This is a genomic window from Paracoccus fistulariae, assembly GCF_028553785.1.
Classification (GTDB): domain Bacteria; phylum Pseudomonadota; class Alphaproteobacteria; order Rhodobacterales; family Rhodobacteraceae; genus Paracoccus; species Paracoccus fistulariae.
The window spans coordinates 1,130,779-1,154,666 of the sequence record NZ_CP067136.1; the positions used below are offsets into that span (position 1 = coordinate 1,130,779).

The 23,888-nt window shown below is 62.2% G+C and carries 21 protein-coding genes; 7 read left to right on the forward strand and 14 right to left on the reverse strand.

All coding sequences use genetic code 11. The annotated features are described in order from the left end of the window. Positions 1 to 49: 49 nt before the first annotated feature. Positions 50 to 373, reverse strand: a complete 324-nt coding sequence (locus tag JHX87_RS05620) for an antibiotic biosynthesis monooxygenase family protein (protein ID WP_271883053.1) — start codon at positions 371 to 373, stop codon at positions 50 to 52. Positions 374 to 509: 136 nt separating this feature from the next. On the opposite strand from JHX87_RS05620, the gene JHX87_RS05625 reads away from it, so the two are divergent. Then, positions 510 to 1,559 carry a dipeptidase gene (locus JHX87_RS05625; protein ID WP_271883055.1) on the forward strand — a complete coding sequence of 350 codons (1,050 nt, stop codon included), beginning with the start codon at positions 510 to 512 and terminating at the stop codon, positions 1,557 to 1,559. Positions 1,560 to 1,625: 66 nt separating this feature from the next. On the opposite strand, the gene JHX87_RS05630 is transcribed toward JHX87_RS05625, so the two are convergent. Beyond that, on the reverse strand, positions 1,626 to 2,912 hold the full coding sequence (locus tag JHX87_RS05630; RefSeq protein ID WP_271883057.1) for a helix-turn-helix domain-containing protein: 1,287 nt from the start codon (positions 2,910 to 2,912) through the stop codon (positions 1,626 to 1,628). Positions 2,913 to 3,021: 109 nt separating this feature from the next. Further along, complete coding sequence (gene hemA / locus JHX87_RS05635) at positions 3,022 to 4,251, reverse strand: 5-aminolevulinate synthase (protein WP_271883059.1); 1,230 nt, start codon at positions 4,249 to 4,251, stop codon at positions 3,022 to 3,024. A gap of 167 nt (positions 4,252 to 4,418) precedes the next feature. Here hemA and JHX87_RS05640 point away from each other — a divergent pair, with 167 nt between their 5' ends. After that, positions 4,419 to 5,804: a M20/M25/M40 family metallo-hydrolase gene (locus JHX87_RS05640; protein ID WP_271883062.1), complete on the forward strand. Its 1,386-nt coding sequence runs from the start codon at positions 4,419 to 4,421 to the stop codon at positions 5,802 to 5,804. Positions 5,805 to 5,859: 55 nt separating this feature from the next. Here JHX87_RS05640 and JHX87_RS05645 read toward each other — a convergent pair whose 3' ends face one another. Further along, positions 5,860 to 6,483 (reverse strand): transglycosylase SLT domain-containing protein, encoded by a 624-nt coding sequence (locus JHX87_RS05645; protein WP_271883064.1) that lies wholly within the window; start codon positions 6,481 to 6,483, stop codon positions 5,860 to 5,862. A gap of 309 nt (positions 6,484 to 6,792) precedes the next feature. Between JHX87_RS05645 and gatB the strand changes: the two genes are divergently transcribed. Next, complete coding sequence (gene gatB / locus JHX87_RS05650) at positions 6,793 to 8,307, forward strand: Asp-tRNA(Asn)/Glu-tRNA(Gln) amidotransferase subunit GatB (protein ID WP_271883066.1); 1,515 nt, start codon at positions 6,793 to 6,795, stop codon at positions 8,305 to 8,307. A gap of 138 nt (positions 8,308 to 8,445) precedes the next feature. After that, entirely contained in the window at positions 8,446 to 8,793 is a 348-nt protein-coding gene (locus JHX87_RS05655) for a DUF4177 domain-containing protein (RefSeq protein WP_271883068.1), read from the forward strand. Positions 8,794 to 8,795: 2 nt separating this feature from the next. Here JHX87_RS05655 and JHX87_RS05660 read toward each other — a convergent pair whose 3' ends face one another. From JHX87_RS05660 to JHX87_RS05675, 4 genes are all read right to left on the reverse strand, one after another. After that, entirely contained in the window at positions 8,796 to 9,590 is a 795-nt protein-coding gene (locus tag JHX87_RS05660) for a class II glutamine amidotransferase (RefSeq protein ID WP_271883070.1), read from the reverse strand. A gap of 65 nt (positions 9,591 to 9,655) precedes the next feature. After that, positions 9,656 to 9,952, reverse strand: a complete 297-nt coding sequence (locus tag JHX87_RS05665; RefSeq protein ID WP_271883072.1) for a DUF1330 domain-containing protein — start codon at positions 9,950 to 9,952, stop codon at positions 9,656 to 9,658. Further along, the gene (gene alaS, locus JHX87_RS05670; RefSeq protein WP_271883074.1) at positions 9,949 to 12,606 is read right to left on the reverse strand and encodes an alanine--tRNA ligase; all 2,658 of its coding nucleotides are present in this window, start codon (positions 12,604 to 12,606) and stop codon (positions 9,949 to 9,951) included. The genes JHX87_RS05665 and alaS overlap by 4 nt, the downstream gene beginning before the upstream one ends. A 104-nt stretch (positions 12,607 to 12,710) precedes the next feature. After that, complete coding sequence (locus tag JHX87_RS05675; RefSeq protein ID WP_271883076.1) at positions 12,711 to 13,928, reverse strand: serine hydrolase domain-containing protein; 1,218 nt, start codon at positions 13,926 to 13,928, stop codon at positions 12,711 to 12,713. Between the two features lie 206 nt (positions 13,929 to 14,134). On the opposite strand from JHX87_RS05675, the gene fdhA reads away from it, so the two are divergent. After that, on the forward strand, positions 14,135 to 15,319 hold the full coding sequence (fdhA, locus tag JHX87_RS05680) for a formaldehyde dehydrogenase, glutathione-independent (protein WP_271883078.1): 1,185 nt from the start codon (positions 14,135 to 14,137) through the stop codon (positions 15,317 to 15,319). A gap of 78 nt (positions 15,320 to 15,397) precedes the next feature. Here fdhA and recA read toward each other — a convergent pair whose 3' ends face one another. The 5 genes from recA to JHX87_RS05705 all read right to left on the reverse strand — a co-directional run bounded on the left by recA (position 15,398) and on the right by JHX87_RS05705 (position 21,855). Beyond that, positions 15,398 to 16,465 (reverse strand): recombinase RecA, encoded by a 1,068-nt coding sequence (recA, locus tag JHX87_RS05685; RefSeq protein WP_271883080.1) that lies wholly within the window; start codon positions 16,463 to 16,465, stop codon positions 15,398 to 15,400. Positions 16,466 to 16,682: 217 nt separating this feature from the next. After that, positions 16,683 to 18,776, reverse strand: a complete 2,094-nt coding sequence (locus JHX87_RS05690; RefSeq protein ID WP_271883082.1) for a hybrid sensor histidine kinase/response regulator — start codon at positions 18,774 to 18,776, stop codon at positions 16,683 to 16,685. An 86-nt stretch (positions 18,777 to 18,862) separates the two neighbouring features. Beyond that, a complete protein-coding gene (locus JHX87_RS05695) occupies positions 18,863 to 20,005 on the reverse strand; it encodes an RsmB/NOP family class I SAM-dependent RNA methyltransferase (protein ID WP_271883084.1) in 1,143 nt (380 codons plus the stop codon). Positions 20,006 to 20,008: 3 nt separating this feature from the next. After that, positions 20,009 to 21,178, reverse strand: coding sequence for a nucleotide sugar dehydrogenase (locus JHX87_RS05700; protein WP_271883086.1), 1,170 nt, complete (start codon positions 21,176 to 21,178; stop codon positions 20,009 to 20,011). A gap of 134 nt (positions 21,179 to 21,312) precedes the next feature. Then, the gene (locus tag JHX87_RS05705; protein WP_271883088.1) at positions 21,313 to 21,855 is read right to left on the reverse strand and encodes a helix-turn-helix transcriptional regulator; all 543 of its coding nucleotides are present in this window, start codon (positions 21,853 to 21,855) and stop codon (positions 21,313 to 21,315) included. Between the two features lie 24 nt (positions 21,856 to 21,879). Here JHX87_RS05705 and JHX87_RS05710 point away from each other — a divergent pair, with 24 nt between their 5' ends. Both JHX87_RS05710 and JHX87_RS05715 read left to right on the forward strand, forming a co-directional pair. Then, a complete protein-coding gene (locus tag JHX87_RS05710) occupies positions 21,880 to 22,281 on the forward strand; it encodes a hypothetical protein (RefSeq protein ID WP_271883090.1) in 402 nt (133 codons plus the stop codon). 12 nt (positions 22,282 to 22,293) lie between these two features. Further along, positions 22,294 to 22,959: an acyl-homoserine-lactone synthase gene (locus JHX87_RS05715; RefSeq protein ID WP_271883092.1), complete on the forward strand. Its 666-nt coding sequence runs from the start codon at positions 22,294 to 22,296 to the stop codon at positions 22,957 to 22,959. A gap of 62 nt (positions 22,960 to 23,021) precedes the next feature. Here the strand turns inward: JHX87_RS05715 and JHX87_RS05720 are convergent, their stop codons facing one another. Continuing rightward, positions 23,022 to 23,789 (reverse strand): NAD kinase, encoded by a 768-nt coding sequence (locus JHX87_RS05720; protein WP_271883094.1) that lies wholly within the window; start codon positions 23,787 to 23,789, stop codon positions 23,022 to 23,024. Between the last annotated feature and the right edge of the window lie 99 nt (positions 23,790 to 23,888).

Genomic DNA, 23,888 nt, shown 5'->3' on the forward strand with positions numbered 1-23,888 from the left:
CGTTAGCGATGCGGCAGCGCATTTGCACGGGCTTTTTGCAGTTGCAGCATCAGTCACGGAAAACCGACTGCACCTCATACATGACCGGCTCGAAACTTTTGCACATGCCATGGATTTCGCGGTTCCGGCGGCGCATTTCATCGCTGCGCAGCATGGCCTGATAATCCTTGCGGTCGCGCCATTGCGAATAGGTGGCGATCCGGGTCTGCGCATCATTCAGATGAATCGCGCCCGAGACAAACCCCTCGCGGCGCCGGATCACCTGATCCCAGGCATCGGTCAGCAATTCCAGCACGTCATGCGCGCTGCCCGGGGTCACCTCGAATGTGGTGATCACGGTCTGACCGTCGAAATCGGGGCGGATATCTGGCATGGCTGGCCTCCTTCTGGCGATGCAGATGTGATCAGCCTATGTCGAAAACCACGATCTGCAAAGTGATGCGTGACGGCATTGCCGCGCCGCGCATCTGGGTGCATGGTTCGCGGGACGCAACGGACAGGAGCAGGCGATGATCCCGGTATTTGATGGCCATAACGATTTTATCCAGCGCGTTGTCGCGGCGGGAAAAAATGGCAGGCAGGTCTGGCTGGAGGGCGACGGGACCGGGCATATCGACCTGCCGCGTGCGAAGGCCGGGGGGTTTGTCGGCGGCTTTTTCGCGATTTGGGTGCCGTCGCCCGCCGGGCCGAATGATGAGGCGGCGGTCAGGCAGATGCAGAACCCGCCCTTCAACATGCCCCTGCCTGCCGAAATCCCGCATGATCAGGCCCTGCCCCACGCCTTCGCCCAGGCCGTTGCCCTGCGCATGCTGGAGCGGGCCGGCACGCTGGATATCGTCCAGACCGCGCAGCAGATCCGCGACAGCATCGCCGCCGGCCGGATCGCGGCAATCATGCATATGGAGGGGGTCGAGGCGATCCGCGACATGGATGCCCTGCATCTGTGGCATGCGGCGGGACTGCGCTCGCTGGGACCGGTCTGGTCGCGCCCGACGCGCTATGGCGAGGGCGTGCCCTTTGCCTTTCCCAGCAGCCCCGATACCGGCGGTCCGCTGACCGATCTGGGCAAGGCCCTGGTGCGGGAATGCAATCAGCTGCGCGTGATGATCGACCTGTCGCATCTGAATGAGGCCGGGTTCAACGATGTTGCCCGCCTGTCGGATGCGCCCTTGGTTGCCAGCCACAGCTGCGTGCATGCGATCAGCCAAAGCAGCCGCAATCTGACCGACCGGCAATTGCAGGTCATCGCGGAAAGCCGGGGGCTGGTGGGACTGAACTTCGCCTCAAGCTTCCTGCGCGAGGATGGCAAGCGCCTGCCGCTGGAAGATCTGGATGTGATGCTGCGGCATCTGGACCATCTGCTGGGCTTTCTGGGCGAGGATGGCGTGGCGCTTGGGTCAGATTTCGATGGCGCGCTGATGCCCGAGGATCTGGCCGAGGTCTCGGCCCTGCCACGTCTGCTGGAGGCGATGGCGGCGCATGGCTATGGCGAGGATCTGATCCGCAAGATCGCCTGCGATAACTGGATCAACCTGCTTGAGCGAACCTGGGGGCGCTGACATCACAAAGGGCTGACATGACAAAGGCCGGTGCAGTCACCGGCCTTTAGGTCTGATCGCGATTGGTTATTCCGTCACCGGACCGTCGGTCATCCCCACCGGCGCCTGCGCCATCGCCACCATCTGAGCCAGCTCGGGATCCGCGTTCAGATCGGCCAGCGTGTAGGTCGCGGTCAGGTTATCCTGCGACAGTTCGACATTCTTGACCACCTGCGGACCGGGCGCGGCAGGGCCATAGGTGCGGCCATTGACGGCGAAATAGACGGCGCCGGAATTCCCCGTGCGCAGCAGCGGTGCCTGTTCCAGATTGGGCAGCGTGAAGCGTTCGCCCGCATCCATGATCTTTTCCAGCAGCACGGTGCCATCGCTGGCCGTCACACGCACCCAGGCCGGGCGCGCGGCCAGCAGTTCCAGCGGCGGCGCATCGGCGGCGACCGTCATCGCGGTCTGGATCGGCTGTTGCGGGCCGTAATCCATCGGGCCACTGCCATTGGAGTTGTTCAGCGCGGTCTGAATCGCGGCCTGAACGGAATCGGACAGTCCGGGGTTTCCGGCCACATCCGTTACCGTCTCGGGGCCGGCCAGGGCCACAGACAGGCCCGGATCGATCGAGGCAATCGGACCGTCGCGCGAAATCAGGACCGGCGCTTCAAGGATCTGAGGGCGATACAGCCGGTCCAGCGACTCGCGCTGCGGCAGGGTCTGCGCAATCTCACTGCTGTCGCTGGTATCCAAGGCGGGACCGGCCATGCCAGCGGCCTCGGTCGGATCCAGCGCGGTGGCAACCTCGGGCGAATCTTCACCCGGGCTCAACGTCACGCGCTGCACCTCTTGCAGGACCGTCCAGCCGCCATAGCCCAGACCGCCCACCAGCAGAACCAGCACCAGAATGGCACCGATCGCGCGCGGTTCGATACTGGACCAGAAGCTTTCCCGCTGCGGCAGAAACAGGGCATGGGGATTGGCCAGCGCCTCCGCCGGATCCGAGGGGCGACGCACGGGTTTCGGGCCCGAGGCAGAGGGCGCCATGCCATGTGTCGGCTGAAATCCGGATTCAACGCAGAAGCGGCGGAAGGTCCAATCCGAATCCATGCCCAGATAGCGGGCATAGGATCGAACATAGCCGGCGATGAAACTGGGGGCGTCGAAGGCGGTAATATCGCAATTTTCAATCGCCGCGACATAGGACGCCCGGATGCGCAATTCGCGCTGGACGTCCAGCAGCGACTTGCCCATTGTCGCACGCTCTCCACGCATGATGTCACCAAGACGCGTCTCGTCGTCGAGGAAATGTTCTACTTCCTCCACCTGCACAATCTCCTCTGCCGGGTAATCAGCCCGCAGCCTGCTCATTTTCAGTTGCCTCATCGCCCGCAATAGGTCCCGACCGAATCGGACGTTACCCTGTTTTCATTAACCATATGTTATCACGGAGGCGAGAGCAGTTCACCCGTCGTTTTGGCTAAGCGCTCAATTCTGAGCGATTCAATGCGCAATGCGACCACAATGCATCCATTGCGCGAACCAAATGGTCAATTTGCTTCGGATCATGCACGGGGGACGGGGTGAACCGCAGACGTTCGGTGCCGCGTGGCACGGTGGGGAAGTTGATCGGCTGCACATAGATGCCGTAATCGCGCAGCAGCATATCGGACAGCGCCTTGCAATGCACCGGATGGCCGACATGGACCGGCACGATATGGCTGCCATGATCGATGATCGGCATCCCAAGCGATTTCAGCCGCATTTTAAGAATACGCGCGTTCAGCTGATGCGTCTCGCGCAGCTTCTGTCCCTGCTCGGATTTCAGGAACCGGATCGAGGCCGCCGCCCCCGCCGCCACCGCAGGCGGCAGCGAGGTGGTGAAGATGAAGCCGGGCGCATAGGACCGGATCGCATCGCACATCCGGGCGCTGCCCGCGATATAGCCGCCAAAGACGCCATAGGCCTTGCCCAGCGTGCCGTTGATGATGTCGATGCGATGGGCCACCTTGTCCCGCTCGGACACACCGCCGCCGCGCGGGCCGTACATGCCCACGGCATGCACTTCGTCCAGATAGGTCAGGGCGCCAAATTCATCGGCCAGATCGCAGAGCTCGGCAATCGGGCCGAAATCGCCATCCATGGAATAGATCGATTCGAAGGCGATCAGCTTTGGCGCAGCCGGGTCATCGGCCTCCAGCAATTCGCGCAGATGGGCGACATCATTGTGACGGAAGATCCGCTTGGCGCCGCCATTGCGCTTGATCCCCTCGATCATCGAGGCATGGTTCAGCGCATCGGAATAGATGATCAGCCCCGGAAACAGCTTCGGCAGGGTCGAGAGCGTCGCGTCATTGGCGATATAGGCGCTGGAAAAGACCAAGGCGGCCTCTTTGCCATGCAGGTCGGCAAGCTCGGCCTCCAGCAGGTTGTGATAGATCGTCGTGCCAGATATATTGCGCGTCCCGCCCGAGCCAGAGCCGACAGCGTCCAGCGCCTCGTGCATTGCGTCCAGCACCACGGGGTTCTGCCCCATGCCCAGGTAATCATTGCCGCACCAGACGGTGATATTCTGCTTTCCGCCGTCCGGTCGCGTCCAGACCGCATGCGGATACTGACCCTTCGTGCGTTCGATATCGATAAAGGTGCGGTAGCGTCCTTCATCGTGCAAACGGCTAATGGCCTGATCCAATGCAGCATCGTAATTCATTTGCTGGCGTTCCCTTGCATAGCTGGCTGGGTGCGATCATTGTCCGATCACGCACGGCCCCTCGTTGTTACAGCCTTCAGCGTTGAATTGACAGGGCGAAATTGTCGCAGGCGGGCGCAAGTTCCGCGGCAAAAACCTATAAAATTACTCGGGAAAACGGAGCAGACATGGCAGATTCAGACAAGCTGGAACAGATTTTGGCCCGGCTGGACAGCGGGTTGGAGCAGGCAATGCAGCGGCTTTTGACCTTTCTGGCGATCCCCTCGATCTCGACCGATCCGGCGCATAAGGGCGATGTTCGTGACGCTGCGGAATGGCTGCGCGATGAATTGACGTCGCTGGGCTTTGACGCCGATATCCACGACACGCCTGGCCATCCGATGGTCGTCGCGCGTTCGCAGCCCGGCGATGCCCGGCCGCTGCTGTTTTACGGCCATTACGACGTGCAGCCCGTCGATCCGCTGGATTTGTGGGACAAGCCGCCCTTCCAGCCCGAAATTCAGGACACGCCGCAGGGCAAGGTCATCCGGGGCCGGGGCGCGGCGGATGACAAGGGGCAGTTGATGACCTTTGTCGAGGCGTTCCGCGCCTGGAAAGAGGTTCACGGCGCCCTACCCTCGGATCTGATCCTGCTGTTCGAGGGGGAAGAGGAATCGGGTTCGCCCTCGCTTCGTCCTTTCCTGCAGGATCATGCCGAGGATCTGCGCGCCTCTCTGGCGATGATCTGCGACACGGGCATGTATGCGGATGGGCGACCCGCGATCACGACGCAATTGCGCGGTCTGGTCGGGGAAGAGGTCGTCATTCACGGCGCCGACCGCGATCTGCATTCGGGCAGCTTTGGCGGGCTGGCGGCCAATCCCATCATGATCCTGTCGCGGGCGCTGGCGGCGCTGAAGGATGACAATGGCCGCGTGACGCTGGAGGGCTTTTATGACGGGGTCGAGGAATTGCCCGACGCCCTGCGCAAGGATTGGGAGGCGCTGAATTTCGATGCGGCGGATTTTCTGGGCCGGGTCGGGCTGAAAACGCCCATCGGGGAAAAGGGGCGCACGCCGCTGGAAATGGTGTGGAACCAGCCAACGGCCGAGATCAACGGCATCGCAGGCGGCTATGCGGGCGACGGGTTCAAGACCGTGCTGCCCGCACAGGCCCGCGCCAAGGTCAGTTTCCGCCTGACCGGCAAACAGGATCCCGAGCGGATCCGGCAGGCCTTCCGCGCCCATGTCGAAAGCTTCGTTCCGCAGGATTGCCGGGCAGAGTTCCACCCTCATGGCGGCAGCCGGGCCAGCGTAATGGACACCTCGGATCAGGCCTTCGGCGCGGCCAAAGAGGCGCTGACCAGCGAATGGGGCCGCGACGCCGCCTATATCGGCGCGGGCGGGTCGATCCCGATTGCCGGTGATTTCAAGGAAATTCTGGGCATGGATTCGATGCTGATCGGCTTTGGCCGCGACGACGACCGCATTCATTCCCCGAATGAGAAATATAACGTCGAAAGCTTTGCCAAGGGCGCGCGCTCCTGGGCGCGCATCCTGACGGCGCTGCGCTGAACGAAAGAAGGCGGGGTGCTTTGCCCCGCCTTTCCGCCCCTCGTTGACCTGTGGCTCAGCCCTCTTTCGGCTGGCAATAGCTTTGGCTGCTGGTCCATGCCGCGATATCGGCACGCTTTTTGGGGTTGCGCATGGGCGCCCAGTCGCGGGCGACGCCGCGCCAGTGCCCGTCGCTGCGGGCCACGGCATTGTCGCGCCCGACCTGCCGCGACATGATCTTGACCGCGCAGGCCATATTGTCGCCGCCGTTCTTGATATTCCCGTCACAGCCATAGTTGCGCCAGGTCGCCGGCGCGATCTGCATCAGGCCCAGCCAGCGCCCACCGCCGCCGCTGGCCTTGGGATTATAGGTGCTTTCATGCTTGGCCAAAGCCGACAAAAGGCCCGCCCAGAACGCCCGGCGTCCGGTCTGTGTCAGCTGCGGATAATTGGGGCAATAGGCGTCGATATCGGATGGCACGCGCGACATGATCGCCACCCCTTCCCGGTCCAGTGCCGTCAGGGTCGCCTTCGTCCATGCATCCGCGCCATTGCGCTGTGACCATCTCATCGGCGGGTTCTGGGCCAGGGCCATCTGCCGTGCCTGCGCCTCGGGTTGGGGGGCAGGCGCTTGGGTGGATGTCGTCTCGCAAGCGGCCAGCATCGCCAGAGCGGCCAGGGGCATCAGCGCAGCGCGCATCGTCGCCTCATCATGTTGTTGCACTTGGCCATTGGCTGTAGCCGGGTTGAAAAATCTTGCAAGCGTGGCGATTTCAATCGGCAATTTCACGCCAAGCCCCAAGGTCAGGGCAACGGAAACCCGCCGATGATGCGCGACATGCAGGCGCGACACCGGCCGGCGCACAAAATCTTGTGTTGATTTGTGGCGAAACCGGCGATCGGGCGGCGGCGCGGACAGGATTTGCCACGACATCGCGGCAAGGCGTGACATCGCCCGCGCGCTGGCCTAAAAGACCCGCCAACGCCGATTTGCATGCCGAGGACGCAGATGCTTGACCACCTTTCCTTTACCGCCCCGCAACCCAAGACCATTGCTGGTGCAAAAGGTGACTGGGAACTGGTCATCGGGCTGGAGGTCCATGCGCAGGTCTCCTCGAACGCCAAGCTGTTTTCGGGCGCCTCGACCACCTTCGGGGCGGAACCGAACAGCAATGTGGCCTTCGTGGATGCAGCCATGCCCGGCATGCTGCCGGTGATCAATGAATTCTGCGTCGCACAGGCGGTCAAGACCGGTCTGGGCATCAGCGCCGCGATCAACCTGCGCAGCGCCTTCGACCGCAAGAACTATTTCTATCCCGATCTGCCGCAGGGCTATCAGATCAGCCAGCTTTATCATCCCATCGTCGGCGAAGGCGAAGTGCTGGTCGATATGGGTCCGGGCGTGGCCCGCAAGGTCCGGATCGAACGAATCCACCTGGAACAGGATGCCGGCAAGTCGATCCACGACATGGATCCGAACATGTCCTTCGTGGACCTGAACCGCACCGGCGTCGCGCTGATGGAGATCGTCAGCCGCCCCGATATCCGTGGCCCCGAGGAGGCCGCCGCCTATGTCAGCAAGCTGCGCCAGATCATGCGCTATCTGGGCACCTGCGACGGCAATATGCAAAACGGCAATCTGCGCGCCGATGTGAATGTCAGCGTCTGCCCGCCCGGCGCCTATGAGAAATATCAGGAAACCGGCGATTTCGGCCATCTGGGTACGCGTTGCGAGATCAAGAACATGAACTCTCTGCGTTTCATCCAGCAGGCCATCGATTACGAGGCGCGCCGCCAGATCGCGATTATCGAAGATGGCGGCAGCGTGACGCAGGAAACCCGGCTTTACGATCCGGACAAAGGCGAAACCCGGTCCATGCGCAGCAAGGAAGAGGCGCATGATTACCGCTATTTCCCCGATCCCGACCTGATGCCGCTGGAAATCGAGCAGGCCTGGGTGGATGGGATTGCGGCCACGATGCCCGAACTGCCCGACGCCAAGAAAGCCCGCTTCGTCAAGGATCTGGGCCTGTCGGAATATGATGCAGGCGTGCTGACCGCCGAGGTCGAGAATGCCGATTACTTCGAAGCCGTGGCGGCAGGCCGCGACGGCAAGATGGCCGCGAACTGGGTCATCAACGAATTGTTCGGTCGTCTGAACAAAGAGGATCTGACGGTCGAGACCTCGCCCATCAGCGCCGCGCAGCTGGGCGGCATCATCGACCTGATCGCCAAGGGCGACATTTCCGGCAAGATCGCCAAGGACCTGTTCGAGATCGTCTGGACCGAAGGCGGCGACCCGGCGGAAATCGTCGAGGCGCGCGGCATGAAGCAGGTCACGGATCTGGGCGCCATCGAGGCGGCTGTGGACAAGATCATTGCCGAAAACCCGGCTCAGGTCGAGAAGGCCAAGCAGAACCCGAAACTGGCGGGCTGGTTTGTCGGTCAGGTTTTGAAGGCCACCGGCGGCAAGGCCAACCCGGCGGCTGTGAACGATCTGGTCGCGAAAAAGCTGGGCAGCTAAGGCGAAACGGCGCGATCCGCCGGGGTCGCGCCTGCCCGGCAACGCGCCGGAATGCCGCGCGAAGTTCCTGGGCCTGCCACTTTCATCGTCACGGCAAAGGCTTTACAGATTACCTGACCCCAAATCAGGACCCAGGCGATGCATTACGAATATTCGGTTATCCCGGCCCCCAGTCGCAGCGAAAAGGACAAGGACGCCAAGACGCCCGCCGATCGCTATGCAACCACCCTGACGGCAGAGCTGAACCGGATGGCCGGCGATGGGTGGGAATATGTCCGCGCCGATGTGCTGCCCAGCGAGGAACGCTCGGGCCTGACGGGCCGCAGCACGGTCTATCACAATCTGCTGGTCTTTCGGCGCCCTGCCCCGGCGGCGGTGCAGACGGATGCCAAGACCGAATATCCCTTCAAGGCCGCAGACAGCGCCCGCGACGCCGCGCCCGCCAATAGCAGCCCCGACAGCGCGGAAAAACCGGCGGCAAGCTGACCCTATGCCGCGCGGGTCATTGCGGCCGGGCGAAAATCCTCGATCGTGACGCGGTCCTGATCAAAGATGCAGAAGCTGCCCGAGGGAAGCTCCTGCCAATCGTCCTGATCATCTTCCAGCGGCTCTGACACCACGGCGCGGCCATTCCGGCTGGCCGACCAGCGGTGATACAGGCTGGGCGCATGTTCATCGCTGGCGTGACGGATCGCATAAAGCCGCCGCCCGTCCGAAAAGGCACAGGCGATGCGGACATGCGGCGCGCTGCCGCGACGCTCGGACAGATCGCTCATCCGTGCGACGGCGCGTTCCATCGCCCCCTTGGGATCGCAGTCCAGCCCCTCGCCCAGGGCGATCAGGAACAGCGCCTCGCTGTCGGTCGCGCCCTTGCGATGGGCGTAAAGATCATCAGGGATCATCAGATCCGCATCGCGGCGGAATTCGTCATAGCCGCCGAACTGGCCGTTATGCATGAAGCTCCACTTGCCGACGGCGAAGGGATGGCAATTGTTGCGGCTGGTGGCGGTCCCGGTCGAGGCGCGGACATGCGCCATGAACAGGCCCGACCGGACCTGCTGAACCAAACAGCGCAGATTGGGGTCGGACCAGGCGGGCATGACGTCACGATAAAGTCCGGGCTCTTCCCGTTCGCCGTACCAGGCGATGCCGAAGCCATCAGCATTGACCGGGGTAAGGCAGCGCTGTGCGCTTTGGCTTTGGCGGATCAGGGAATGCGCCGGTCGCGAAACAATATCTTCCAGAAAAATAGGCTGGCCCACATAGGCGGCCCAACGACACATAACCTGCCCCTTTTCAACAACGGCTTATTGCGCCGAAGATAGCATGAAAGTTTTAAGAAAACAGCCTATTCAGAGGGCGGTGTTTCCTCGACAATCACCAGATCCCGGTCAGAGGCGCCTTTGGCGAATTCCAGCGCGGCCTGATATTCCGCACTGTTATAGCAGGCCACGGCGTCGTCGAAACTGGGGAAACGGGCCACGACATTGCGGGGCCGGTCCTTCCCTTCCATCTGCTGATATCGCCCGCCGCGCGCCAGAAACACGCCACCATGGGCGGCAATGGCGGGACCGGCGGCCTTGGCATATTTGCCATAGGCATCGGCATCATGGACATCGACATGGGCAATCCAAAGCGCGGTCATGCGGTTTCTCCGATCAGTTTTTCGACCTCGGCAAAGGCGGTATCGGCTGCGGCAAGGCTGGGCGCCCCGCCCTGGGCACGGTCGGGACGTCCGCCGCCACCCTTGCCGCCAAGCGCCACCGTCGCGGCCTGAACCAACGTCACCGCGCTGATGCGCGAGGTCAGATCGCCGGTCACGCCCGCCGCGACGGTCGCCTTGCCATCGGCCTCGGCCAGCAGCAGCACGGCACCGCTGCCAAGCTGCGCCTTCATCTCATCGACCAGCGCGCCCAGTTCCTTGCCGGACACGCCATCGACCTTGCGGGCGATGAACTTCACGCCGCCGATCTCTTTCGCCTCGGCACCGCCGCCGCTGCCCATGGCCAATTGCCGCTTCAGCTGCGCGACCTCATTGGCCAGCGCCTTGCGCTCATCGGCCAGCGCGCGAACCTTGTTGACCACATCGCCCGCCTGCGCCTTCAGCAGGCCCGCGATTTCCGCAAGCTGGCTGTCGGATTGGCGCAGATGATCCAGCGCCGCCTGCCCGGTCAGCGCCTCGATCCGGCGCACCCCGGCCGAGGACGCCCCGTCGCCCAGCAATGCAAAAGCCCCGATATCGCCCGTTCGCGCAACATGGGTGCCCCCGCACAGTTCCAGCGAATAGGTCTGGCCATCGGCGCCCTTGCCCGAATTGGCCTGACGACCCATCGACACGACGCGCACCTCATCGCCATATTTTTCGCCGAACAGCGCCTGCGCGCCCAGACCGCGCGCGTCGTCGGGCGTCATGATCCGGGTTTCCACTGGCGCGTTCTGGCGGATGAAATCATTCACCTCGGCCTCGATCCGGGCCAGTTCATCGGCCTTGACGGCGTGGTTATGGCTGAAATCGAAACGCAGCCGGTCGGGCGCGTTCAGGCTGCCCCGCTGCGCGACATGTTCGCCCAGCGTGCGGCGCAGCGCCTCGTGCAGCAGATGCGTGGCCGAGTGGTTGGCGCGGATCATGCCGCGACGCTCGTGATCGACCGAGAGCTGCGCCCCCTGCCCGCGGCTGATCGTCCCCAGCGTGACCTCGGCCAGATGCACGAAGACGCCCGCGATCTTCTTGGTATCCGTCACCCGTGCCGCGCCGGTTTCGGTCTTGATCAGGCCGGTATCGCCCACCTGACCACCCGATTCCGCATAGAAGGGCGACTGGTTCACGACGATCTGGATCTGATCGCCTTCCTTGGCCTCGTTCAGTTCGGCGCCGTCCTTGACCAGCGACATGATCTGGCCCTCGGCCTCTTCGGTGTCATAGCCCAGAAACTCGGTCACGCCGTGCTTTTCGGCCAGATCGTACCAGATGGTCGCGTCCTGCGTTTCGCCGCTGCCCGCCCATGCGGCGCGGGCCTTGGCCTTCTGTTCGGCCATGGCGGTGTCGAAGCCGCCGACATCGACGGCGCGGCCCTTTTCGCGCAGGGCATCCTGCGTCAGGTCCAGCGGGAAACCATAGGTGTCATAGAGTTTGAAGGCGGCCTCGCCCGGCAGGTTTGCCCCTTCGGGCAGTTTGCCCAGTTCGTCGTCCAGCAGGCGCAAGCCGCGATCCAGCGTCTGGCGGAAACGGGTTTCTTCGCTGCGAAGCGTCTCTTCGATCATCGGCTGCGCCCGGCCCAGTTCCGGATAGGCGGCGCCCATTTCATGGACCAGCGAAGGCACCAGCTTGTACATCACCGGATCCTGCGCGCCCAGCATATGGGCATGGCGCATGGCCCGGCGCATGATCCGGCGCAGCACATAGCCGCGGCCTTCATTCGAGGGCATCACCCCATCCGCGATCAGGAAGCTGGTCGAACGCAGGTGATCCGCGATCACGCGGTGATGGACCTTGCCCGGGCCGTCCGGATCGCTGCTGGTGGCATGGGCGCTGGCTTCGATCAGCGCCCGCATCAGATCGGTGTCGTAATTGTCGTGCTTGCCCTGCAGCAGCGCGGCGATCCGTTCCAGGCCCATGCCGGTATCGATGGACTGCGCGGCTAGATCCCGCATGCTGCCATCTTCGAATTGCTCGAACTGCATGAAGACCAGATTCCAGATCTCGATGAAGCGGTCGCCATCCTCTTCGGCGCTGCCCGGAGGGCCGCCCCAGATGTGATCGCCGTGATCATAGAAGATCTCGGTGCAGGGACCGCAGGGACCGGTCGGGCCCATGCGCCAGAAATTGTCGTCGCTGGCAATGCGGATGATGCGGTCATCGGGCAGGCCCGCGACCTTTTTCCAGATATTCGCCGCCTCGTCATCCGTGTGATAGACGGTGACCAGCAGCTTGTCCTTGGGGATGCCGAAATCGCGGGTCAGCAATTCCCAGGCATAGGGGATCGCCTGTTCCTTGAAGTAATCGCCAAAGCTGAAATTGCCCAGCATTTCAAAGAAGGTATGGTGCCGCGCGGTATAGCCGACATTGTCCAGATCGTTATGCTTGCCACCCGCGCGCACGCATTTCTGCGCCGTGGTCGCACGGTTATAGTCGCGCGTTTCGACCCCGGTGAACAGGTTCTTGAACTGCACCATGCCTGAATTGGCGAACATCAGCGTCGGATCGTTGCGCGGAACCAGCGGGCTGGATTCGACGATGCGATGACCGTTCTTTTCGTAATAGTTCAGAAATGTGGACCGGATATCGTTTACGCTCGGCATGGTGGTTCCTTCGCTGCGGCGAGGGTGACAGTTACCGCCCCGACGCCAGCACGTAAAGGCGATTTCGCGGATAACCGGCCGCACCGGATACCCGCAATGCTGCGCTATTCCGCTGTGGTCAGCGCGGCGGTGATGGCGTCGAACATGACAAGCGGATCGACAGGTTCCTTTCCAAGCGGCTTCGGCTGGGCCGCCGTCATCGCGATCACCACGTTCTTGGCCGGGTTGATATAGATGTTCTGCCCCTGAATCCCAATGGCCAGATAGGCCTTGTCCTCTTTCGAGGGCGCGGTCCAGCCCGGCCACCACATCAGCCCGTATTCGACCGTTTCGCCATCGCCAAGCGTGACCGGCCGCCCGGCCATTTCGGTCCAGCCATCGGGCAGGACCGGTTCACCGTCGATCACGCCGCCATCCAGAAAGAACTGACCGAAACGCGCGAAATCGCGCAGCGTTGCCGACAAGCCGCTGCCGCCGATCTCATTGCCATCGGGCGCGTCCAGCCACCAGGCCGCGTCCGCCTCCATGCCATAGGGTTGCCAGATCTTCTCGGCCAGATAATCCGACAGGTTCTTGCCGGTGGCGCCGATCACGATCTCACTCGCGACCGAGGTTTCGCCGGTCGAATAGTTGTGCTGCATCCCCGGCTCATGCGCGCGGGGCAAGGCGGCCATTACCTCCATCAGCGCGCCGGGCTGCTGCGCGATCTGCGCCGCCAGAAGCGCGCGGCGGTCAGAGTCCGGGTTGGTATAGGTCTCATCCCAACGGACGCCAGAGGACATCTCCAATATCTGGCCCACGGTCACGCCGTCATAGGCGCTGCCCTTCAGCGCGGGCACGTAATCGACCACCTGATCGTCCAGCCCGCCGATGCTGCCATCCTTGATCGCGGCACCGACCAGCGTCGAGGTGATCGACTTTGCCACCGACATCGACATCCAGCGCGTATCGGGACCATTGCCGCGCTGATAGATCTCGTACGCGACCTTGCCATCCTTCAGCACGATCAGCCCGGTGACGTTATCCAGCGCCAGAAAGTCGTTCATGTCATAGCCGGCGTCGCCGATCTCTGCGCGGATCGGCCCAAGCTGGACCTCTGCAACCTCCAGCGGGCGGGGCTGGTCCGAGGCCGCGACCCGCCGCGCGGGAAACAGCCTGTCGATATTGCGGAAGGTGCTGACCGCGAGATCCGGCACCAGATCGCCGTTATAGACCTGCTCGACAGTGCCGATCGGCTCTTCGGCATGACGATAGCCGTCCTGCGCCGCCACGGGTGTCGCCGCCAGCGCGGTCAGCGCCAGACCTATATGCAATCGCTGCATGTCCTCTCCTCCTGTCATGGCACGCAGCTTGCGCGCATTCGCGGGGTAAGCCAAGAGTGCATGGCAGCTTTCGCGCAGGTCTTTTTCGCCCCCTGGACTGTCGCGAACAGGCCATCATCCCATCCAATGCCCGCTACCTTTGGTATGTGCATATAGGGCCATGGCAAGAGGCGCCCGCGCCCGGTCATTCAGGAGGGGAAGATCGCATGTCCAGTAACAGAGGTGTTGTCTATATCGGACCCGGCAAGGTCGAGGTGCAGACGATCGAGGATGCAAAGCTGCAGGCCCCCGATGGCCGCAAGATCGGGCATGGCGTGATCCTCAAGGTGATTTCGACGAATATCTGCGGCTCTGACCAGCATATGGTGCGCGGTCGCACCACTGCCGAACCGGGGCTGGTTCTGGGTCACGAGATTACCGGCGAGGTCATCGAGAAGGGCGACGATGTCGAAATGCTGGAGATCGGCGATATCGTCTCGGTCCCCTTCAACGTCGCCTGCGGACGCTGCCGCTGCTGCCGCGAACAGGATACCGGGGTCTGCCTGACGGTGAACCCCTCGCGCGCGGGTGGCGCCTATGGCTATGTCGATATGGGCGGCTGGATCGGCGGTCAGGCACGCTATGTCATGGTGCCCTATGCCGATTTCAACCTGCTGAAATTTCCGGATCGTGACCGCGCGCTGTCGAAGATCCGCGATCTGACCATGCTGTCCGACATCCTGCCCACCGGCTTTCATGGCGCGGTCAAGGCCGGGGCGGGTGTCGGCTCTGTCGTCTATGTGGCGGGGGCGGGGCCGGTGGGGCTTGCGGCGGCGGCCTCGGCCCGGATCCTGGGCGCGGCCGTGGTGATGATCGGCGATTTCAACAAGGAACGTCTGGATCACGCCGCCCGCGTCGGGTTCGAGCCGGTGGATCTGACCAAGGGCGACAACCTGCCCGAAATGATCGCCCAGATCACCGGATCGCCCGAGGTCGATGCCGCCATCGACGCCGTGGGCTTCGAGGCGCGCGGCCATGCGGGCGGGGAACAGCCCGCGATCGTGCTGAACCAGATGATGCAGATCACCCGCGCGGCCGGTTCGGTCGGCATCCCCGGCCTTTACGTGACCGAGGATCCGGGTGCGGTGGATGACGCGGCCAAATTCGGCAGCCTGTCGATGCGCTTCGGGCTTGGCTGGGCCAAGGCGCAAAGCTTCCATACCGGGCAGACGCCCGTCCTGCGCTATAATCGGCAGCTGATGCAGGCGATCCTGCATGAACGCCTGCCCATCGCCGATATCGTCAATGCGACGATCATTCCGCTGGATGAGGCTGCTGCGGGATATGAAAGCTTCGACAGCGGCGTGGCGCGGAAATACGTGCTGGACCCGCATGGAGAGCTGGCTGCCTGATCGGGTCGCAGCGCCCGGAAACGACAAAGCGCGAGGGATTTCCCTCGCGCTTTTTTATTTTGCCATCTGGCGTGGGGATCACTCTTCGGTCAGTGCCTCATCTTCGGCGCCGATGTCGAATTCCAACCCATGGCTGGCCCGGATCTTGTCCTCGATCGCCATGGCGATCTGGGGATTGTCGCGCAGATATTGCTTGGCATTTTCACGCCCCTGCCCGATCCGCTCATCGCCATAGGAATACCAGGCGCCCGATTTCTCGACCACGCCGGCCTTGACGCCCAGATCGATCAATTCGCCGACCTTGCTGATGCCTTCGCCATACATGATGTCGAATTCCACCTGACGGAAGGGCGGCGCGACCTTGTTCTTGACCACCTTCACCCGCGTGGTGTTGCCCGTCACTTCGTCCCGATCCTTGATCGAGCCGGTGCGGCGGATATCCAGACGGACCGAGGCATAGAATTTCAGCGCATTGCCGCCGGTCGTGGTTTCGGGGTTGCCGAACATCACGCCGATCTTCATGCGGATCTGGTTGATGAAGATCACCATGCAATTGCTGCGCCCGATACTGGCGGTCAGCTTGCGCATCGCCTGGCTCATCAGGCGGGCCTGGCTGCCCATCTGCATATCGCCCATATCGCCTTCGATTTCCGATTTCGGCGTCAGCGCCGCAACCGAATCGACGACCACGATATTCACAGCGCCCGAGCGCACCAGCGTATCAACGATCTCAAGCGCCTGTTCGCCGGTATCGGGCTGCGAGATCAGCAGCTCCTCCAGATTGACGCCCAGACGCTTGGCATATTGCGGATCCAGCGCATGTTCGGCATCGACAAAGGCGCAAACGCCGCCTTTCTTCTGTTCTTCCGCCACCGCATGCAGGGTCAGCGTGGTCTTGCCCGAGCTTTCCGGACCGAATATCTCGATGATGCGCCCTTTCGGCAGACCGCCGATTCCAAGCGCGATATCCAGCCCCAGGGATCCGGTCGAGGTCGCCTCGATCTCGGCTACCGGATTGTCGGCGCCCAGTTTCATGATCGAGCCCTTGCCGAACTGCCGCTCAATCTGTGCCAATGCGCTGTCCAAAGCCTTTTGCTTATCCGCGCTTCGCTTGTCATTCATATCGAAGATGCTCGCCTGTGCCATGTCGTCCTCACTGTTATTTCACAGCCCTTCGACCGGGGCAATCTGCCAGGGCCGACGAGATGTTCACATCTTGTTCTCGTACTCAGATGCGCGATTCCGCAGCGGATTTCAAGGAAGAACTGCAAGATTGTCGCGATTCCTCCGCCAATTCTGCGGCAATCTTCCTTAATAGAGATTTAAGAACCGCGTTTCGGCCGCCCGTCCGGGGTCCGACGATCTAATGCAAGGGCGGCTTTTCCGGCGCTTCCAGCTGCTGCGACACGATCTGAGTCAGCTCTGCCAGCGTGAAGGGCTTGGCCAGGAAGGCGGAATTCGGCACGGGCGAATGTCCCTCGCCAAAGATGTCATCGGTATAGCCGGACATAAAGACCACGCGCGTGTCGGGACGATCCTTCAGCGCGCTGCGGACCCAGGTCGGCCCGTCCATACCGGGCATCACCACATCGGTCACGAAGACATCGACATGCAGCCGGTTATCCGCCAGCAATTCCAGCGCGGTTTCGGCGCTGTCGGCCTCGTGCACCTCATAGCCCTTCAACTGCAGCGCGCGGCTGGCAAAGGCGCGGACCGGGGCCTCATCCTCGACCAGCAGGACGGTGGCGCGCTGTTCGTTGCGCATGTCGCTTGCAACCTCTGGCGCGCTGACCGGTTGCGGCGCCAGATCGGCATAGGCATGGGCGGGGAAATACAGCGAAAAATTGCTGCCCTTGCCCGGTTCACTGTCGCAAAAGATGTAACCGCCGGTCTGCTTGACGATGCCATAGGCCGTCGACAGGCCCAGACCCGTCCCTTCGCCCGTGCGTTTCGTCGTGAAGAAGGGTTCGAAGATCTTGTCCAGCATATCCGGCGCGATCCCGCCGCCCTGATCGCGTACCTCGATGCGGACATAATCGCCCTGAGGCAAGGAGACGCGGTCCCGCAGCAACGGCTCTTCCAGGTGGATATTATCCGAGCGGACGGTGATTTCGCCGCCATCGGGCATCGCGTCGCGGGCATTGACGACCAGGTTCATGATCACCTGTTCCAGCTGCCTCTTATCCGCCCGGATGGGCCGCAACTTGCGATCATGGCTGATATCCAGCGTGATCCGCTCACCCACCAGCCGGTTGAGGAGATGCGTCAGATCGGCCAGCGTGTCGCGCGGGTCCAGCAATTCCAGCTTCAGGTTCTGCTTGCGCGAAAAGGCCAGCAACTGCCCCACCAGTGCCGCCGCGCGATTGGTATTCTGGCTGATCTGGTCCAGATCGGCGTAATCGGGGTCGCGCTTGTCATGGCGCAGCATCAGCAGGTCGCAATGGCCGCGGATTGCGGTCAGCAGATTGTTGAAATCATGCGCCACACCGCCGGCCAGCTGACCAATGGCCTGCATCTTCTGGCTTTGCACGAATTGCGCCTCGAGCGTTTTCAACGCGCTGGCATCGCTGAGAACGGCAATGACGCCCGGCCGGTCGGTCGGGTCCGGCGCCAGCGAGACCTGAAAATACCGTTCGACACTGTCGCGGCCCTCACCCATCCGAAGGCGCAGGATTTCGGATCGCATGTCCATCTCATTGGCCAGGACATCCGCGATCCATTGCCCGACCGGACGGCCCGGCCCTTCCAGCAAAGCGCCGATATGAACCGTCCGATCGTCATCCCCGGGAATAGCGCCATCCAGCAACCGCCGGGCGGCGGCATTGGCGCGCCGGATCGTGCCGTCAGGGGCGATTTTCAGCAGCGCGACGGGCATGGCTTCGAAATCGTCCACATCGTCGCCATCGTCCAGATAAAGCGCCCGCAGCCCGTGTCCGTTATCGTGATAGGACCAGATCTGCAGCAACCCATCGGGCGAGGAACTGAGCGCCAGAACATCGCCCGAGGCCAGCGGCATCTCGACATATTTGGAATAGAGCGCGCGGCGCGTCAGCTGCGTCAGCTCTGATTCGGCATCGGCGCGCAGGCGGATCAGCAGAGACAGGATGCCACGTCCGGTGATATCGCCGAATTCATCCCGCGCGGCCTGATTCTGGAAGATCACCTGACCTTCGCCATCGCAGATCCAGATCGGTTCGGGCGCGGCGGTCGCTTCGGCCCGGACCATGGCCAGCGCACGCCTGCTGGCCACACGTCGCCGCGCATGCGCGACCGAGATCGCACCGCCCAGAAGATACCAGCCCACCGCAACCGAAGACAGCACGATCGCCGCCGTGCCCGTCGCCATATGCGGCCAGATCAGCAGCCCCGCCGCCCCGATCACCATGGGTAGCAACAGCAGCGGCACCGCCGTCAGCGCCGAATGAGGAATTCCAATTCGATCATCCAAATGAGCCATTCGCCCCGCCTTTCTGCGGATATCCGAAGACCTGAATAGCGAGCGATCATTTAAGATTGTATTAATGCGCCGCAATTGACGCACCATCAGGCGTCACGCTGCATCAGCGACAGGAAAAAACCGTCGCTGGCGTCAAGCGGGCTCCACCGGTGGCGGGCCAGTTCGGTGAAGGGCGCATCGGCAAGAAAGGCGTCGACCTGATCGGCGTTCTCTTCCTCCAGCAATGAGCAGGTCATATAGGCCAGAGAGCCGCCGGACGCGACAAGATCCGAGGCGTTTTCAAGAATGCTCTTTTGCGCTTTCAGGACCGTTTCCAGCATCTCTCGTGTCGATCGCCATTTTGCATCCGGCGTCCTGCGCCAGGTGCCGGAACCAGAGCATGGCACATCCGTGATGACCAGATCAAATGTCCCGGCAGGGGTGTCGCATATGGTGATCCGCGCCCCGGCCCGACCGGCACGCGCGGGCAGATCTGCCATCCGGGCCGGATCGGCGTCATGGGCGGTGACCTCCGCCCCGTCGGCCATCCCCGCCACGGCCAGCGCCTTGCCGCCACCGCCCGCGCAGTAATCCAGCACGCGCAGGCCGGGCGTGACCGGCAGCGCGGCACAGGCAAGCTGAGGCGACAGGTCCTGAAGCTCGACCAGACCTTCGCGATAGGCGCGCGATTGCGCCAGCTTGCGTTCGTTGCCAAGTACCATCAGCGCGGTGGGCAGGCGCGTGTCGGTGCGCACCTCGATACCATCCCGGGCCAGGGCGGCGATGGCATCGGCGGGACTGGCGCGCAGCGGATTGACCCGCAGCCAGACCGGCGCGCGCTGGCGCATGGCCTCCGCAACGGCCTCTGCCCGTTCATCCAAAGCGCGCTGCCAGTAAGGCAGTACCCAATCGGGCAGATCCACGGCATCGCCGCCTTCCGACACCATCTCGCTGTCCAGAAGAGGCGCAGGCGCGTAGCCCTGCCCGGTAAAGATCGCTGCCGGATCGCGGCCCTCGGCGCGCAGGGCGCCGATCATCAGCCCCCGCCCGGTCAGCGCACCGCCCTGCGCCGCCAGACTGTTGCGCCGACGCAGCGCGTCAAAGACCAGATCGCGCACCGCGGCCCGGTCGCCGGATCCGGCAAAGCGGCTGGCACGGGACCAGCGCAGCAAGCTCTGCTCTGCCGGCTGTCCGTCCAATATCCGGTCCAGAACCTCGATAGCGGCGGCGATCCGGGCAGAGGGCGTCATGGATCAGGTATCGCGCTGCAGCAGATCGCGGGTAAACACCCGGTCGGCCACATCTTCGATATCCGCATTCAGGCGATTGGCGATGATGACATCCGATTGCGCCTTGAACTGGTCCAGATCGCGAATGACCGGAGAGCGGAAGAAATCTTCGGCCTCAAGCGCCGGTTCATAGACCACGCATTCGATGCCCTTGGCCTTGATCCGCTTCATGATGCCCTGAATGGCGCTGTCGCGGAAATTATCCGAGCCTTCCTTCATCACCAGACGATAGACGCCCACCGTCTTGGGCCGCCGCGCGATGATCTGCTCCGAAATGAAATCCTTGCGCGTGCGGTTCGATTCCACGATTGCCGCGATCAGGTTCTGCGGCACCGAGGAGTAATTCGCCAGCAATTGCTTGGTATCCTTGGGCAGGCAATAGCCGCCATATCCGAAGGAAGGGTTGTTATAGAAATCGCCGATACGCGGATCGTGGCTGACGCCTTCGATGATCGCGCGCGGATCAAGATCGTTGGTCAGCGCATAACTGTCCAACTCGTTGAAATAGGCGACGCGCATGGCCAGAAAGGTATTGGCGAACAGCTTGATCGCCTCGGCCTCGGTCGGGCGGGTAAAGAGGACCGGCACATCCTTGTCCTCGGCCCCCTGCTGCAGCATCTGGGCAAAGCGGTGGGCCTTTTCGCCGGTATCCCCGACGATGATCCGGCTGGGATGCAGGTTGTCGTAAAGCGCCTTCCCCTCGCGCAGGAATTCGGGGGAAAAGACAATGCCCTCATAGCCGAACCGGTCGCGCATCCGGGCGGTAAACCCGACCGGCACCGTCGATTTGACGATGATCATGGCCTCGGGCGCATACATGCGGGCGCTTTCGATCACCGCCTCGACCGAGGTCGTGTCAAAGCCATTGGTCTTCGGGTCATAATTCGTCGGCGTGGCCACGATGACATAATCGGCGCCCGACAGCGCCTCTTGCGGATCGGTGGTGGCGGTCAGGTTCAGTTCACGCTCGGCAAAGAAACGAGAAATATCCTCATCCTCGATCGGACTGCGGCGCGCATTCACCGCATCGCTGCGCGACTGGTCTATATCCAGCGCGACCACGGGCCAGTGCTGCGCCAGCAGAACGGCGTTTGACAGACCAACATAACCCAAACCAACAACTGCAATCTTCATGCCCGGCACTCCATAGCGATGCCCGCTATGTAGTCAGAGTGAAGACCAAAGTCCACGCAGCCCGCGTCCGGCAGCCAATGGGTAGAGCATGTACCTTTTCGGATATTTGGCCACACAATTTTAACGATCCGCCCTCACAGGTAATTGCGCGCCACCGCAAGCGCCACGGCCTGAGTCCGGGTTTTCGCGCCCAGCTTGCTGCAGGCCTTGATCGCGCGCTGCTTCACGGTGGATTCCGAAACCTGCAATGCATCGGCGGTTTCCGCCTGCCCCATGCCGTCGCGGAAACAGCGCAGCACATCCAGCTCTGCCAATGTCAGAGAGGCCCGGTTCAGCACCAGATCCGTCCACAGATTGAACTTTGTCTGGACCGTCGCGATCTCCTGATCGGTGAATTCGCGATCCGGATGCGACAAAGTCAGAAAAGAGCGTTTCCCGACGACTTTTCGTGAAAAGGCAACGCCGTAGTTCAACTTATAGCGACGGGCATGTTCCATAACCCCGCGCAGATCGGGGATGCGCACCTCGGACCAGCGGATCGCGCCGTCATTGGTGATCGTCCAGACCGCAATCGGGTCGCCGAAGAAATAATTCCGCTCTTCATAAACCGCGCGCCAGGCATCGGGATAGGCATTGAACAAATGTTCCGGCCCACGATAGGTCAGATTAAAGCCCATAATCCAGCCCGATGGCGCCAGTTTATGCAGCTCGGCTATCTCATCGTCGAAATTTGGAATCAGGTCCTTCACCACATCACCGCCCTTGGCATCCTTCACTTAACCGTCAACTTATGTCTTTTCGGACATGCCAGAAAGGCAGTTTATCGATTTTTTGCAAGACAAGCACCCCATTCGTCCATTTATTGGGGGTTATCCGAGAAAGGGAGCATCTCAATGGTAAGTGGAATACGGGAACCGCGCTTGGCAACGGCCGAGTTCAGCCGCGACATGGTCGAAACAATGCTGACCTACTTCGATCAATATGCCGAGGATGGCGTCTTGACGATCGAAGTCACGCAATGGGGCCTCTGGCTACCCAACCCAGAGACTGCAGGACGACAATTTCTGGGGCTGGCCCGGCTGCCAGAATATATTAAACAGTAGGATACTCAAAAGATGAATTCAGTACAGATTGACGACGTTACGGTCGAGGTTGTGGTCTTGCCGCGGGATATGCACCGCTTTGACCTGATCACCTCTTTCCTCCGCTTCAGAAAGCAGATCTTCGTCGACCGCATGGCATGGCCCTTGCACCATGCCGAAGGGATCGAATTCGAACAATATGACACATTCGATACCGCCTATGTCATCGCCCATCGTGACGGTGAAATCGTCGGAGGGGCGCGGCTGAAGCGGACCGACAAGGAATATGGCAACGGCTCGATCGTCTATTCCTACATGATCCGCGATGCCTATCTGGGGCTTTTGCCGGGCATGCCGCATAATCTGTGCACGGCCGCACCGCCGGTCGATGCCAGAAGCTGGGAACTGACGCGTTTTGCCGCGCAACCGATCACCGGTCTGGCAGAGCGTATCCTGGAATCCGCGAACGCCTATCTGTTCACGCTTGGCGCCTGCCAATGCCTGTTCCTTGGCCCGCCCGCCTTCCTGCGGATGGCGACCAAGCTGGGCTGGCAACCCGAGCCGATGGGCGAGATCGTGAAAAACGATGACGGTCGCTTCCTGGCATTTTCCTGCGCCGTTCTGGCACCTGAAAGCCGTCACAGCCCGGCGCTCTATTCGTCGGCACAACGAAAGGCAGCCGCAGTTTACGCAAATTGATTTGAACTTCTGATTTCACACGAAGCTCGGCCAGTCCATTGGCGATGGCCGCACTTCGCTGATCACACGAACTGCTCGCGCAGAAGCCTTTCTTCCAGACCATGCCCGCTATCGAACAGCAGGCGGTGGCGGATCTCTTGTGCGCTGCTGATCTCGACCTTGGTGACATGCCTGACCGACCGCGAATCCGCGTCGGCCATGACCGGCCGCCTTTGTGGGTTCAGCACCTCGATCACGACATTGGCGGATTTGGGCAAAAGCGCCCCCCGCCACCGGCGTGGCCGAAAGGGGGCAATCGCGGTCAGGGCCAGCACTTCAGAGCGGATCGGCAAGATCGGCCCATGCGCGGAATAGTTATAGGCCGTCGATCCTGCGGGCGTGGACACCAGCACGCCGTCGCAGACCAGTTCCTCCATCCGCATCTTGCCATCGACATGGATGCGCAACTTGGCCGCCTGCGGACCTTCGCGCAGCAGACTGACTTCATTGATGGCCAGCGCCCCCTGCACCGTGCCATCGGCCCGCGTCGCCCGCATCTGCAGCGGGTTGATCACGGTTTCCTCGGCCATGGCCAGACGGTCGTGCAGCCCGTCTTCGGCATAGGCATTCATCAGAAAGCCGACCGTGCCGCGATTCATGCCATAGACCGGCAGATCGCGCCCCTGCCCCTGCATCGCATGCAGGGTCTGCAGCATGAAACCGTCGCCGCCAAGCGCCACCACCGCCTGCGCCTCGGGCAGGGGGACATGGCCATATCTTTTCACCATATCCGACAGCGCCTGCTGGGCATGATCCGCCTGACTTGCGGTGAAGTGAATCCGTGTGCTCATTACCAAACCGGTCCGTTCTGACCGGGGCAGCATCGGCTGCGAACCGCGTGAAGGCAAGTCCCGTCGCGCGCAACGCCTTCGCCGTCGCTTTTGACACTT